At 38.9% G+C, this 14,031-nt stretch carries 15 protein-coding genes and 2 pseudogenes; 10 read left to right on the top strand and 7 right to left on the bottom strand.

Annotated features, from left to right (window positions below; genetic code table 11):
- Window positions 1-323 precede the first annotated feature (323 nt).
- From BC351_RS37105 to BC351_RS44050, 3 genes are all read right to left on the bottom strand, one after another.
- A complete protein-coding gene (locus tag BC351_RS37105) occupies window positions 324-707 on the bottom strand; it encodes a hypothetical protein (protein WP_079413623.1) in 384 nt (127 codons plus the stop codon).
- A 326-nt stretch (window positions 708-1,033) separates the two neighbouring features.
- Window positions 1,034-1,519, bottom strand: coding sequence for a hypothetical protein (locus tag BC351_RS37100; RefSeq protein ID WP_079420650.1), 486 nt, complete (start codon window positions 1,517-1,519; stop codon window positions 1,034-1,036).
- Between the two features lie 452 nt (window positions 1,520-1,971).
- A complete protein-coding gene (locus BC351_RS44050) occupies window positions 1,972-2,097 on the bottom strand; it encodes a hypothetical protein (RefSeq protein WP_268240124.1) in 126 nt (41 codons plus the stop codon).
- Window positions 2,098-2,261: 164 nt separating this feature from the next.
- On the opposite strand from BC351_RS44050, the pseudogene BC351_RS44555 reads away from it, so the two are divergent.
- Window positions 2,262-3,116, top strand: a pseudogene (locus tag BC351_RS44555) (manganese catalase family protein).
- 310 nt (window positions 3,117-3,426) lie between these two features.
- Here BC351_RS44555 and BC351_RS37080 read toward each other — a convergent pair.
- Window positions 3,427-5,100 carry a ribonuclease J gene (locus BC351_RS37080; protein WP_079420644.1) on the bottom strand — a complete coding sequence of 558 codons (1,674 nt, stop codon included), beginning with the start codon at window positions 5,098-5,100 and terminating at the stop codon, window positions 3,427-3,429.
- A gap of 274 nt (window positions 5,101-5,374) precedes the next feature.
- Between BC351_RS37080 and BC351_RS37075 the strand changes: the two genes are divergently transcribed.
- The 4 genes from BC351_RS37075 (at window position 5,375) to thpR (ending at window position 8,520) form a co-directional block, all read left to right on the top strand.
- On the top strand, window positions 5,375-6,226 hold the full coding sequence (locus BC351_RS37075; RefSeq protein ID WP_079420642.1) for an MBL fold metallo-hydrolase: 852 nt from the start codon (window positions 5,375-5,377) through the stop codon (window positions 6,224-6,226).
- A 120-nt stretch (window positions 6,227-6,346) separates the two neighbouring features.
- Complete coding sequence (gene bcbE / locus BC351_RS37070; protein WP_144028652.1) at window positions 6,347-7,561, top strand: bacillibactin exporter BcbE; 1,215 nt, start codon at window positions 6,347-6,349, stop codon at window positions 7,559-7,561.
- Window positions 7,562-7,685: 124 nt separating this feature from the next.
- Window positions 7,686-7,946: a hypothetical protein gene (locus BC351_RS37065; protein WP_079420638.1), complete on the top strand. Its 261-nt coding sequence runs from the start codon at window positions 7,686-7,688 to the stop codon at window positions 7,944-7,946.
- Window positions 7,947-8,028: 82 nt separating this feature from the next.
- A complete protein-coding gene (thpR, locus tag BC351_RS44550; RefSeq protein ID WP_079420636.1) occupies window positions 8,029-8,520 on the top strand; it encodes an RNA 2',3'-cyclic phosphodiesterase in 492 nt (163 codons plus the stop codon).
- 214 nt (window positions 8,521-8,734) lie between these two features.
- Here the strand turns inward: thpR and BC351_RS37055 are convergent, their stop codons facing one another.
- Complete coding sequence (locus BC351_RS37055) at window positions 8,735-9,532, bottom strand: DUF2935 domain-containing protein (protein WP_079420634.1); 798 nt, start codon at window positions 9,530-9,532, stop codon at window positions 8,735-8,737.
- Window positions 9,533-9,679: 147 nt separating this feature from the next.
- Window positions 9,680-9,835, bottom strand: a pseudogene (locus BC351_RS44545) (manganese catalase family protein); the annotation flags it as partial.
- A 68-nt stretch (window positions 9,836-9,903) separates the two neighbouring features.
- On the opposite strand from BC351_RS44545, the gene BC351_RS37050 reads away from it, so the two are divergent.
- The 5 genes from BC351_RS37050 to BC351_RS37030 all read left to right on the top strand — a co-directional run bounded on the left by BC351_RS37050 (window position 9,904) and on the right by BC351_RS37030 (window position 13,740).
- Window positions 9,904-10,281, top strand: a complete 378-nt coding sequence (locus tag BC351_RS37050; protein ID WP_079420632.1) for a WGxxGxxG family protein — start codon at window positions 9,904-9,906, stop codon at window positions 10,279-10,281.
- Window positions 10,282-10,382: 101 nt separating this feature from the next.
- Window positions 10,383-10,901 carry a DUF3231 family protein gene (locus tag BC351_RS37045; protein ID WP_079420629.1) on the top strand — a complete coding sequence of 173 codons (519 nt, stop codon included), beginning with the start codon at window positions 10,383-10,385 and terminating at the stop codon, window positions 10,899-10,901.
- A gap of 259 nt (window positions 10,902-11,160) precedes the next feature.
- Window positions 11,161-11,712, top strand: coding sequence for a CBO0543 family protein (locus tag BC351_RS37040; RefSeq protein WP_079420627.1), 552 nt, complete (start codon window positions 11,161-11,163; stop codon window positions 11,710-11,712).
- Between the two features lie 573 nt (window positions 11,713-12,285).
- On the top strand, window positions 12,286-12,465 hold the full coding sequence (locus BC351_RS37035) for a hypothetical protein (RefSeq protein WP_079420625.1): 180 nt from the start codon (window positions 12,286-12,288) through the stop codon (window positions 12,463-12,465).
- A gap of 471 nt (window positions 12,466-12,936) precedes the next feature.
- On the top strand, window positions 12,937-13,740 hold the full coding sequence (locus BC351_RS37030) for a DUF3231 family protein (protein WP_079420623.1): 804 nt from the start codon (window positions 12,937-12,939) through the stop codon (window positions 13,738-13,740).
- On the opposite strand, the gene BC351_RS37025 is transcribed toward BC351_RS37030, so the two are convergent.
- Window positions 13,729-14,031: DDE-type integrase/transposase/recombinase (locus BC351_RS37025; RefSeq protein WP_244209306.1), on the bottom strand; the 303-nt coding region annotated here is incomplete at its 5' end. The genes BC351_RS37030 and BC351_RS37025 overlap by 12 nt on opposite strands.

Genomic DNA, 14,031 nt, shown 5'->3' with positions numbered 1-14,031 from the left:
CTTGTATTGCCTTACCTACAACTTTTTCTGCTCCGCCATTTGCATATTCTTCAGCAGTATCAATTAACTTTAGCCCATTTGCTATTCCGAAACGTAAGGCTTCAATTTCTTCTAACTCCCCGTTTTGCCCAGTTCACGAAATAGCATAACAATCCTCCTTAGAACGTTATTATTCAATTATAGTTTAACAATCTAATTAGCTGAGAAGGCTGCCACTCTATGCTGTCGGCAGCCTTCTTAGATATCTATTGAACTATAGTTCGCCGTTAGCGTAATGACCAAGTAACAAAAAAAGGAGCTGTATACGCAGCCCCTTCGCTGATTTAGAATGGTTTTCTGTAAACTTTGATGATACGGGTACCGTTTCGGATAAGCCTTTGCGCCTGTGCTAGGTTGATCCGAACTAGGACGGAAATGTCGCTCGTCGCGTTTTCCACATCGAATACCTTGAAAATCCGTCCGTTGGCAAACAATACGCCTTTCAACTCGACTTTCGTTGTGCTAGTAGGTTTCGGATCTACTTTTGCAAATGTCGTACGCTTTACACCTGCACGAAGGAGTGCTGCTGCTTGTTGTGCGGTCGTCCGCACTCCAAATACTGGATCAATTTCAACTCCGGTTGTTATCGCCTCCACCTCGACAATCAGAAAAAAACGATCACCGATCTTAGCTATGCTATTTGCTCCGATATTTATCGGTTGCGCCATGTTTCATCACCCCCTCGGACTTACTATATGCGAGGATGTGATTTGGAGCTCGTAATAAGTACCTAAGTATCAATTCAAACCAACAAATGTGCAAATTACTCATAGATTCGTAGCAATCCAAATAATCTATTAATCAGTTCAAAACCGTTGAAAGGACACGCGAATGATTGTATTCGTCCTGTCCTTTCCTAATTAGACTGCAAGCACTCGAGATTCAAGTAGTACCACGCTCAACTGCCCTTTAGCTTAATAAACAAAAAGGAAGAGCTGCCGCGGCAAACTGCTCCTACACCTCAGCCAAGAGGTGTTTTTATTGTTGGCTGAGGTTAGTTTGTGTTCTTATTTATGCTATCTGTTAAAGGTATTTCAGCAATAATCTTTGGTCCATCTAGAATAAGTAAAACACCGTCAAGTGAAGTAGATTTTACTTTTTCAACTTCTACGTTTTCCTTAATTTGAAATTCTACATGAAAAGATGATTCTTTACCTGGCTCTATAATACCAGCTGAACCACTGCCTCTGAGTTGCATTTTTCTAAATCCCGTATTTTCACTCATCACCATTAACGAAGCAAGTTTATCATTTGGTCTTACAGTCACTTCTAAACCTAATAGGTGATTTCCAGGATAATCGAATGTACTAATAATTCGTTGAGAGCCAGTATTTTTGATTCTGAAATCGTATCGTAATATACGTTCAGTTTTAATGACCGTTGGTTCAACACTTGTCAAAATAAGTTCCCCTTTCTTTACAAATCCCATAGTAAAGAGAAGTAGCAAGCACATCAGCAATACAATTGATATTTTTTTCATTATTCCCGCCTCCATTGAACTAGCACTTTTTTAGTCCTATGCTTGTGCTTAGGATAGGATAACCGCGTAATGGAAAAATATTCATTGTTCCACTATGCTGCCCGTTAGCTTAATGCCTTTCCCAGTCTAATACTATATTTTCTCAGTTTAATGGTTTATTTTCTTTTAACAACGCAATCATACGCTTCCAATTTAACCGTCCATAATTCCATTGTCAATCTAGGTTGATTGAAGCTTCTCTTCAATCAACCTTGCGAGCTCTGGCGTCATATGTCCAGCTAGAATTGAAGCTTTTAGCGCTTGGCGAATTGGCTAAGCATGGTATGTTTGTTGTGCGATTCCTCACAAACAAATACAGATTGCGAATAAGGCGCTAGGAGTTGCCATACAGAACAACCTCACTTCAATTGAAGTGAGGCTGTTTAACGAGGTTACTATTGATTACTTATTCCTTAACCACCAGAATTAATATTTGCATCATCAATGCCGTTATTGCTGCTACTTTTTTTACTACTGTTTTGATTTGGTTTTTGGTTGTTTTGCTTTGCTGATTTAATACTCTTTTTTTGATTCGTCATGACTTTAGCCCACCCCATCTTAATTAATAGGAACATCAATATTATATGCATTTTGAAACAATCTACACTATCCATTTTGTGGACTTTTTTGGCTCTCTCTCATTGGTATAAATGATTCACTTATAGGAGAAAACAAAGATGACAATATAGGATGAGGTGAAGATATGTATTACTATAAAGAAGAACTAATTAATCAAGTTGTTCCCGACCAACCAGATACACCAGCAGCTAAAGTGTTACAAGAAGCCCTTGGCGGACATTATGGCGAGATGAGAACCATGATGCAATATTTCTTTCAAACACTAATTTTCGAGGCAAAGCTACTCAATATCGCGACTTAATCCGAGGCGTATTTCTAGAAGAAATTGCCCATGTGGAACTGGTTCAAAATACGATAAATCAATTGCCAAACGATTCTGTTAATTCCACAGGTGTAGGGAATGCAGGAATCAATGGCGCACCTCTTGATGAAGCCGTCAAACATGCAAATCCCCACCATTTCATTGTCGGCGCTCAAGCGTCCTTACCCGTCGACGCAGGCGGGAACCCTTGGAATGGTTCATGGGTGTATTCGCATGGTAATTTGATTGCCGACTTATTGGATAATTTAGTTCTTGAATCTACAGGAGTACTGCCAAAGAGCAGAATTTATGAGATGAGCTCCAATAAAACGTTCCGGGAGACACTTGGGTTCCTCATCGTTCGAGATAATGCCCACCAAAATGCTTTTGCTAAAGCTAGAAACGTTAGGTGTGGATTGGGGGAAACTGTTCCCAGTGCCTAATTACGATATTAATAAGTATCCAGAATGCAGAAAATATGTAGAGATGGGTTATCATAATATTCAGTTTAACTTTCGTTTAGATGATACACGTATTGCTGAGGTTTACCAAGGTGCTTCGCCAAGTAGAAATAAAGGCCAACTATCCGTTACCCCGCCACCGATGGGCTTCCCTGTTCCTCAATTACCTTACATGCCAAATGAGCATAGTCCAGGATTGCAAGATATGTTTGTTTAAAGCTTTTATACTTATAGGCTTACTCCTAGATCAGCAGGAGTAAGCCTTTTACTTTGATGGACTTCAACTAGTCGCTATTACTGAATATTTCATCTAGCTCTGAACTATTTTCATTTACGGCTGCATTGATTTCTTGATCGACTTTGTTGCTCCCTTGAATTTGCTCTGCAGCTTCTGCTTGATTGTTCAGTTGCGGGGCAATTTGACCAGCGCCATGTGCGCCTTGATGTCCTCACTTGATGTCATCGTATTGTACCAATGGACTTTCAGCTATATTATGACGCTATTTTCCATCCCTTATTCACGAACATTAAACCTGAATGATAATTGGCAATATCATTGGCCTTCTTTTGGCCTGGAAGTATAAATATTTGCCAACCGCTTCTTTAAGGCCTTGCTTATAGAGCCCCCATTGGCTCGTTTTGGCCTCTTGTAGTTGTGTGATGGTCGTTAATGCAATCCGATGTACTTCTTCCATTAATGCCTCGGATTCTTTGACATAGACGAATCCACGGGATATGATATCAGGCCCAGATACAATTTTGCCATCCGACTTACTCAGGGTTAGCACAAAAATCAATATGCCATCTTCTGATAAAACTTTTCGATCTCGTAAAACAATATGGCCAACATCTCCAATACCAAGCCCATCGACCAACGTATTTCCATTGGGAACATGACGACCTTGACGAGCTTTCGAGCTAGTAAAATCTACAGCCTCGCCATTATTGATAATGAAGATGTTATCAGAATCAACACCAACTGCTTCAGCTAATAAACGGTGCTGATGAAGCATTCGATATTCCCCATGAATAGGAATAAAGTATTTGGGCTTCATTAATGTCAGCATGAGCTTCAATTCTTCCTGACTTGCATGTCCGGATACATGCATGCCTGTTACCGATCCGGAGCCGTAAATAACTTTAACTCCTCTTGCAAATAAATGATCTACGATACGCGCTACGTTCCTCTCGTTACCGGGAATTGGCGTTGCCGCTAGTATTACTGTATCACCTGGGGAAACCTCGACTTGACGGTGTGTACCGCTGGCCAAGCGGGCTAATGCAGCCATGGGTTCCCCTTGGCTTCCCGTACAGAGGATGACGAGCTCATTGGGAGAATACCGATTCACATCTTGAGCTTCAATTAACATGTCCGGGGTCATTCTCAAGTAGCCTAGCGATAAGGCTATATCTACGACATTGACCATACTCCTTCCTAAAAGGGCGATTTTACGGTTCGTTTTCTCTGCTGCTGCAATGACTTGCTGTAACCTGTTGACGTTAGAGGCAAAAGTTGATAAGAATATTTTTCCTGTAGCCTTAGCAAATGCTGCCTCAATATGATCGCCTACGAAACGTTCAGAGGGTGTGAAGCCTGGGCGCTCAGCATTCGTACTATCAGAAAGTAGAGCAAGTACACCATTTTGACCAATAGCTGCCATCTTATGAATATCTGCATACTGCTCGTTTACCGGTGTTAAATCAAACTTGAAATCACCTGTATGTACAACTACGCCTTGCGGGGTATCAAAGACGATACCTAAGCAATCGGGAATGCTGTGGTTCGTTCGAAAGAAGCTTAGGGGAATGGCTCCTAATGTAAGGCTAGCATTTGCATCAATCTCATGTAGAGTAGTCGTGCCCAGAAGCCCATGTTCTTTCAGTTTTCCCTGAATAATGCCAAGGGTAAGCCGCGTAGCATAAATGGGCATATTGAACTGTTTGATAATATAAGGAATACCACCAATATGATCCTCGTGCCCATGAGTAATAACCAAACCTCTCACTTTATCTTTATTTTCAATTAAATAGGAAATATCAGGTATAATCAGATCTATTCCCAACAGGCTTTCATCTGGAAATTTGGAACCACAGTCGATAATGACGATATCGTCGTTGTATTGAATGACGTACATATTCTTGCCAATTTCATTTACTCCACCAAGGGCAATTATTGAAAGCTTATCCTTGTTTGACTCCAATAAAAATACCTCCATTGCTTGTACGATTAAATTTTAGGTGAAATTCGCCGCTTGATAATGGTACATATAAAACATTTCGCTTTTTTTCCTTTTAACAATTGTTCATTCTCGCAAAGCAAACAACGCATGGGATCACCTCTGTTGTATTGTGTCCAAAAGAAATAATCAAACATTCACCTTTTCAGTAATTTTATTCTGCATCCAGTTATAACTATCAAGTGAGATTGGACATACTATCTAGAATTTAAAGCCACTTTAGATTAGGGGGACACTAATGGAACACACTCATTATGGGGATATGAAAGATACATTGGCAGATCATTATATACCGATGACTTCCGTTAGAAGCAATGTCGGCGAAGAGGTTAGCCGCGATCTATTTTGCTATACCAATCAGATCGTTAATGTAAGTTTGGTTGGCACTACTGAAGACTGGGTGTTAGTTGATACGGGTATGCCGCAATCTGCCAAACATATTCTAAAAATAGCCAACGATCGTTTTGGCGCAGAATCGATCCCAAAGGCAATTATTTTAACACATGGTCACTTTGATCACGTTGGCGCTGTTGTTGACCTCGTTGAAGCTTGGGACGTAATGGTGTATGCCCACGAGTTAGAAATACCCTATTTAACCGGCCAAGCCAGTTATCCGGAACCTGATGGTTCCGTTGAAGGTGGATTTATAGCAAAGATATCACCTTTTTTTCCAAATGAACCCATCAATCTTGGAAGTCATATACGAGCTTTACCCTCTGATGGAAGTATCCCTGGCATGACAGGATGGCAATGGATCCATACACCAGGGCACGTTTCGTTATTTCGAGATAAAGATGGGGCACTTATTGTGGGTGATGCTTTTGTGACGGTTGAACAGGATTCATTATACAAAGTTTTAACTCAGAAAAAGCAGCTGACAGGCCCCCCGGTATACTTTACAACCGATTGGCATGCGGCTGAGAAATCCGTTAGAAAGCTAGAAGCTTTACAGCCAACTGTAGCAATAAGTGGTCATGGCGTACCTATGTCTGGTGAGGAGCTAACAAGTGGATTATCATTATTGGCGGCTGATTTCAAAAGAATTGCTGTCCCCGACCATGGTCGTTATGTAGATAACAAGATTCAATAAAAGAATTGTTGACGTGAATTTACTTAAACATATTAAACCCCATTGGATTGATTTGATAATAATTGTAGAAATTAATACAAGAGGTGATAACGTGTATCCCTTATGGCAAGGCACAGGATTTTGAATACAAATAAATGGAGTCTACTTTCAATTGCTTCTATTCCATTAATTATGACATTAGGAAATTCCATGCTTATTCCCGTTTTACCTTCGATTCGTAACAAATTACAGATAACTTCTTTCCAAGTGAGTTTATTAATAACTGTTTACTCTGCAGTTGCTATCCTACTTATACCGATTGCTGGGTATTTGTCGGACCGCTTTGGCAGGAAGATCATTATTGTCCCCAGTTTGCTAATTACTGGCATTGGTGGATTGGTTTCCGGTTTAGGGGCATGGTGGCTGGAACATTCCTATATGGTCATTATGCTAGGTCGAGCGTTGCAAGGAGTAGGAGCGGCCGGAGCATTTCCCATTGTACTTCCACTTGTCGGTGACATTTACAAAAATGAAAGTGAAGTTAGTAAAAGCCTGGGAATTGTAGAAACAGCCAATACCCTTGGTAAAGTGCTGAGTCCAATTTTGGGTTCGATACTGGCTTTCGTGGTATGGTTTCTCCCCTTTCTGACCATCCCTGCACTATGTTTGGTATCTACTGTATTAGTTGCTTTTCTAGTTAAATCTCCCAAGAAAAAGGATGTGAAAGAAGAAAAGATAACGTTTAGACACTTTCTTCAAAACCTAAAGATGATATTTGGTAATAATGGCCGCTGGTTGTCTGCTATTTTTGCCATTGGTTGCATTTGTATGTTTGTTATTTTTAGTACACTGTTTTATTTATCAGACACACTCGAGGGTAAATATCATATTGAAGGGATTTGGAAAGGATGTGTGATTGCTATCCCTTCGGCTATGCTGTGCCTCGCATCATTCCTTACAGGAAAGAAAATTGGTCAAAATAAAAAATTAATGAAGTGGATCACTTTTTTGGGAATAGCGATTCTTACAGCCTCTCTTGTTGTTTGTGGCTTCATTCAATCCCTATACTGGTTGATTGCTCTAATTAGTTTAGCTGGTATTGGAATCGGAGTCACTCTCCCCTGCTTAGATTCCTTAATAACGGAAGGAATTGATAAAGCAGCGCGTGGCACCATAACTTCCCTTTACAGCTCCATGAGGTTTATCGGTGTTGCTATCGGTCCCCCACTGGCTTCAATTCTAGTTAAATTATCACCACAAATCATGTTCTATAGTATATCTAGTACTTGTGTGGTAGCAGCGGTACTTGCTTTATTCGCTATTAAACCAAGTCAAGAAGAAAAGACATCAAAGTAAAAAAGTTCTCGGAACACAGATTAGGTATTTGTATGGTATTTTTAAAATGGTGAGGAAATTGCCGAGAAAGATTTCCTTTCAAACATCTGGGCATAATTCAAATCTTGTTAATAAGGAGACACTCATGAAAAAGATTATTACGGTTACAATAGCTATTGTTTTAACATTGACATTCAATTTTCATGAAGGCTTTCCCAGTCTAGGAATTAATTCGACAATAATAAATAGCATATCAGGTATTAATGGTACGATTGTTGTTGCATCCGGAACTGGTAGTAGAAGTAATACGATTAGTACATGGTATTCTCCTTCGCCAGGTAACAATGTAAAAGATAACAAACACATGACTAGTTACAATAATACAGGCACAGTATTGGTTTACTAGTTATGGATCCAGTCAATTTAGTGCGTTTATTTGTTGCTGTACCGCTCCCGCTCGGCATTAAGCATGTTTTCGCCATGAACAAATCAAGCCACATCTGTTTTTTCGTAAATGGGTTCATCATGAGGATCTATATATTAAGCTGCAGTTTCTTGGGAATACACCGTCAGAAAAAGTCCTTCTCATTGATCAAGTTCTGCAGGAATTAACAACAGTATCTAGTCCTCTCTCTCTTCGTGTGGAATCCCTCGGCTTTTTCGGGCGAGCGGTCCAGCCTTCTGTGCTGTGGGCCGGTGTCGGCGGTGACGTAAAGGGGCTTCACAACTTACAGAAACAGGTAACCTACGCACTTACGCTGTTTGGCTTTTCTCCTGAGGAGCGTAATTTTCACCCACACTTAACGCTTGCACGCGATCACATAGGTAGGACTCCATTTGATCGTAATAAGCTGAGTACTCTTACATTGCCAAATTCTTCCTTAGAAGACCTACTTTCGTGGAAATCAAAAGAAATTATGCTTTATCGGAGTCATTTGAACAAGCGGCCAATGTATGAAGCTATTTCTTTCGTAATTTGAAGTCTGAATGAACTTCAGAAGGGTGGAAGGTTTGATAGGAATACAAACCTAATTTATTTATCCCCTAACGGTAATCACATAAAACTCATAGTATGGGAATACCGAATGGGGATATACCGGTTAGATGAAATAATAGATAAGTAATATTCTCAATAGCAGAAATCAATTCTAAACAAAAAATAACCGCTAATTCCTTGGGCTATTTTCATATTTACTATACATTAATTCTCGGTTTAGTCGGATCGCAATCGGGAGCTGTGATGGCACCCGTTTGAGCAAGTTTCAATAAGTAATAGCATTCTTCCCGATACATATGATCTGGTACAAGTGGGTTTAATCGGCTAAGCAATTCTGCACTTAAATCAATAGTTTCAAGCTCAGTCAAAAATGCCATGAAGATAGACATTTCCATATTGACATCGGTATGAAATTTAGCTAAAGCAGGGAAGTTCATTCTCATTGTGCGCGTATATCCTGATAATTCAATGGCTTTCAAATAAAATTCATTAAAGTGCTGCTCAAAAAGCTCACTTTTCTTAATTAGTCTTTTCTCTACGGCATCCAGATCACTTGCAATAGATGCTGCATGACCACCTGCATCAGGAAGCCAAAGCAAATCATGGTGCAGTGCAGCAAAGAAAGGAACCCCTTTTCCTGCCAAAAGTGCTAGAAGAATTCGCAGATATTCCTCTAGTTCATTAAGCATATGATTAATAAAAGTAGGTGAAAGGCCAATTTGAATATGCCTAATTAATAAACGATCTAATATATTGAGTTTAAATTTTTGTAGGTGTAAGGTTAATTCATAGGCTTGATTATTTAATTGGTCTAAAGCATTGCAAGCATCAGGAAGTCGTGCTTGATTGAGCAGTTGATCGAATTCAGTAATAAAATGGTTGGCTAATTGAATATCTTTCGTCTCTTTTGGCGTTAAAGCGTTATATATAAACCGGGAGTGGTCTCCCAAAATTTGAAGCCAAAACCGATGTTCGAACAATACTTGTTGGGTCATATTTATAGTCCCCCTTTTATTTCAATACTCAAGTTATATGTTTAAATTTGGGGGATATGACTATTAATAGGGTGACTTTAAAGGCAATCGGACTATTGGAGTTGCACAGCATACAAGCATTATAAATTGGGAAGTCCTCTTCACAATTGTGACATCCCTAGTAAGCTTATAAACCATCGTTGCAATCATTTCTAAATGGGCAAATTCCTCTGTACCAATGTACAGAGAAATACAACTCTCATCAGGTTTAACCTTTCTCAAAGGTAAATTGAGTTTACGAACAATTCCACTAACTCCCCCAATAAAAAACGCCTATTTTGAACATCCTAACTAGCGATACCAAATAAAGCGTTGAGAGGAGATTGGTTAGTATGAAAAAGGTTCAAACTCTTGCATTAGCAATTTTTTTAACATCAGCATTAAGTTTTGGAACAGTTGGAGCACATGAAAATACAGGGATTGGAATGAATTCTTCGTCAGGTACAACAAGTATAAATACAAATAGTAATGTGAATAATTACGGTGCTTATGGCACAAGTACAGTAACAAGTAGCTCACCTTCTGCTTCTCCCAATACTAAGCTGAACCAAGCAAATTACGGCACTGGTTACTCAAATAATTCTACTTCTATCCGCGCTTATGACACCGCAGATTCAGGATCCAAAGCATCAAACTGGGGTTGGCTTGGATTGATCGGTCTGATTGGCCTAGCTGGAATGAGATCAAGAAATAACGTTGGAGAAAGATAAGCTAACCCTGCTTAGTTCAATTTAAGGATCCATGAATTATCAAAGTGGCATTCAGACATAATAGTAAAGTTAAAAATTATTATTTGAGGAGATATAAGAAAATGGGAATTTTAAGTGGAAATCCAAAGGATGAACCTCTGCACTACGGCGAAATCTTTAGTGTATGGCAAGCTTCCACAGTAGCAAAAGGGGCTGTATCTTGCTATCAAGCTTATTTAAATCACTCAGGTGACAAAGAACTTAAAAAAGTTCTAGACGATCTTATTGATCAAGCAAAGCTGGAAATTAAAGAGCTGGATAAGATTCTTGTTGATAACGGAATTCCACCTATTCCTATGCTGCCTGAAAGACCGTCAGTTAAACTTGAAGACATCCCAGTTGGAGCAAGATTTACAGATCCTGAGATTTCAGCCAAAATTGCAGCAGATGCTTCACTAGGACTAGTTGCTTGTAGTCAAGCTATGGGACAAGCTATTAGAGTAGATATTGGCGCTCTTTTCGCGAAGTACCATATAACTAAAGCAGCCTTAGGATTAAAAATACTTGAGATGAGTAAAGAAAAAGGTTGGCTTATTCCTCCGCCACTACAAATTAAAAGACCTGAGACTGTTAATGCTTAAAGATAAAAAAGTGAGCTCGGATCCCCGTGGGATCCTGCTCACTTTTTTTATCCACATAAAAAACTAATCAAAGATTTATTATTTGTATTCGAACAAATAATAAGGCTGTTATCTTTGAAATAAAGCCTTTTAATGGGCCCGAACGTCACGTTCGGTTGTTTACGAAGTGGACGGTTAGTCTCCGCCAAACCAATGAGTTTTTTTTGGGTCCTGGATGGATAAACTAACCTTTTATGATACTGGATTAAGGGTGGATTAGGTGCTAAACAAGGATGAATTGCTTGATGATATAGCACAGCTTCATAAGGAATTGACGAAACTCAGGGAGCAATACTGGCTGCACTATGATTTGTTCACACTACAGTGGTGGCTGCTTCTTGCTCTTTTAATAATTCCATGGGTTGTATGGTGGAGACTAGCTGATAAAAAAAGGCTTAAAGATATCGTTTTATTTGGCGTATCCATTAGTTATCTCATTTTTCTTTTAGACCATATAGGTTATGAATTAAATCTTTGGTTATACCCGCATAAACTAACTCGGATAATACCAGAGTCTTCAGCTTTTGATTTGGGAATACTGCCTGTTTTGCATATGCTACTATTTCAGTATTTTACAAGATGGCGTTCATATCTAATTGCAAATACACTTATGGCAACAGTTTTCGTATTACTATGTGAACCGATTAGTGTATGGATTGGACTGTACAAAATACTTCATTGGAAATACATTTATTCATTTCCGCTTTATATTCTAAAAGCAGTATTGATTAAAGGGATCTTCGAAATAGTAAAGAGAAAACAAATTCATTAACGGATAACGTTAGGAGTTCAATAAACCAGTTGACATAACTCGATGGGGGCTGCTCGTTGTAAAGTTCTGATTCAAGTTTTTCTCTGCAAACTGGCAGGATGTTACTGGAGTTCGTTCACGAATAGTTTTCCAATATGAGACACACACTATTGGGGGGATTTGACATATGCGTCGAAACCATTTTAAAAGGAGATTCTAATGTTTGAAAGAAGCCTACTTTAACACCCCTGACCAGGCAAAAGAGGCGACAGATTCGAGCAAGCGATTGAGCACATCAAGAGCTGGACAAGCTGGGCGTCACTATTTCTGGTAACTTCCCTGGACTCAGCTACTTAACGCTCAAATGTGACTTCAACGAGCTCGATGGTGTGTGTGTGTGTCGGCATACTTGCTGCATCCAGCGTCAACGCAAGCGATACAGCTCCTGAAGGGCCTGAAAATTGGATAAGCTACCGGATTTTTTGCTTGTGGCGATTACGGTAGGTGTCTTGTGCCTTTTGTTCAAGCGAGGTTTTTTTAGACAACATTGCCAAGGCAAATCATTGGAGAATAAGACGAGGAGGCGCTAAATTAATGTCCAATAAAAAAAGCTACTATGCATTTGAGGATCCGCTTGGCACCACGGTTGAATTTCAAGCCACTAGCTTAAAACAAGCCATGGTGATTAAAAAGAAGAAGGCTCAAGAGCTGGGTATTCCCAAAGAGGCTTTTGAACTCACAAGCATACGCAAGAAACCAAGCCAGAAGGCATAACCTTTTACCAGAGGCATCCCTTATAGCTTAGATTCAGCATGCATAAAGTTATGACGATTTCTTCGCTAATGTTTTAGACGTCCTTTTAGAAGAGCAAGGGCGTCTTTCATTGGAATGTGATAATGTAGCAACTATAGATTACAAGAACATTGTTCAGTTAATTGCCCATTAACGGGTTAAACTTGTATCCACTTATTGCACAGGTAACCACACTATAACCTACTACAATAAATGAATCTTTTATTATTTCTTTAAACTTCATACTTGCTCCCGCCTTTTATTCAGATATTATTCTATAGTTTCTGCTGACAAGAAAAGAAATGTATGTAGATTTAAGTGAAGATTTTTTTGATAACCAAAAACTTGGATCCATTGTAAGGAACTCAGTCTGAAGAATTCAATATTGCGTTCGGAATACGATTTTGAATGGAGGAAAATACTAATCAAAAATTTAATTAGGGAGTTTTTATCATGGAAATAATTAATTCCATTCAGCTTGGTTCAACTAAATCGAATATCAGTGAAAAACTAACATCAGCAGAAATGGGTAAACTTTGGGCAACATACATGGGAAACAGCATGTCAAAATGTATATTAAGCTACTACTTTCAACACGTTGTAGATGAAGTGATCAAAACTTTATTAGAGAATGCATTAAAATTAACCGTAGAGTTCGTTAAAACAACGAAAGACATTTTAAAGAAAGAAAACTACCCAATTCCTAACGGTTTTTCAGAAGAAGACGTTAACCTTGGTGCTCTTCGTTTGTTTGAAGATGTATACTATGTTCATTACTTGAAATATGTATGTAAAGCAGGAATGAGTATTTATAACGTAGCCGTACCACTTGTTTATAGGAAGGATGTAAAGGAGTTTTTTATTTATTGTATGGATTCCACCATGGCTTTGATGGGACAAATCAACGATATATTAATGGATAAGGAATTAATCAATAAACCACCTATCATTCCAGTTCCCGATAAAGTGGAATTTGTTCATCAAGGTTTTTTTAATGGTTTTTTGGGACATGTACGTCCTTTACACGCATTAGAAATTGCCCATTTGTATGATAATATTGAAAACAATGCAACAAGCAAAGCATTAATCATGGCATTTAGCCAAGTAGTAAAATCGGAAAAGATTCGAAAATTGTTTATAGAAGGTAAGGATCTGACTCATAAAAGCATTGAACAATATATGGAAAAACGGTTCTGGTGCAAGGATTTAAAAAAGTTCGCAGTTACCCGACAAAGTATAGTTTGTCTATGCCACTAAATCAAATATCTTATTTAGCCATTCAACAGCAGTGAGGACAGTCGAATTATCATCGGCCTGCCCTTTCCTTATCATATGTAAAGCCTCAATTCCCTTTAACGTCTGATCCGCTGTAAGAAACGATTTGAACCCAAGCATTGGTTTTGTGATTTTTTTTATGAACCGGTGATCTTGCTCCACAATGTTGTTTAGATACTTTTTCTGTCTAATCAAGGTTTCTTTTGGTAAGGATTTCTCAGTTATTAATTCTTGTATGGCTGGTGGATATGCTGGATTTTTATCCAAGGTGAT

The sequence above is a fragment of the Paenibacillus ferrarius genome (assembly GCF_002027705.1).
GTDB classification, from domain to species: Bacteria; Bacillota; Bacilli; order Paenibacillales; family NBRC-103111; genus Paenibacillus_E; species Paenibacillus_E ferrarius.
The sequence above is the reverse complement of the archived record's forward strand: the minus strand, read 5'-3'. Positions and strand labels throughout refer to the sequence as shown.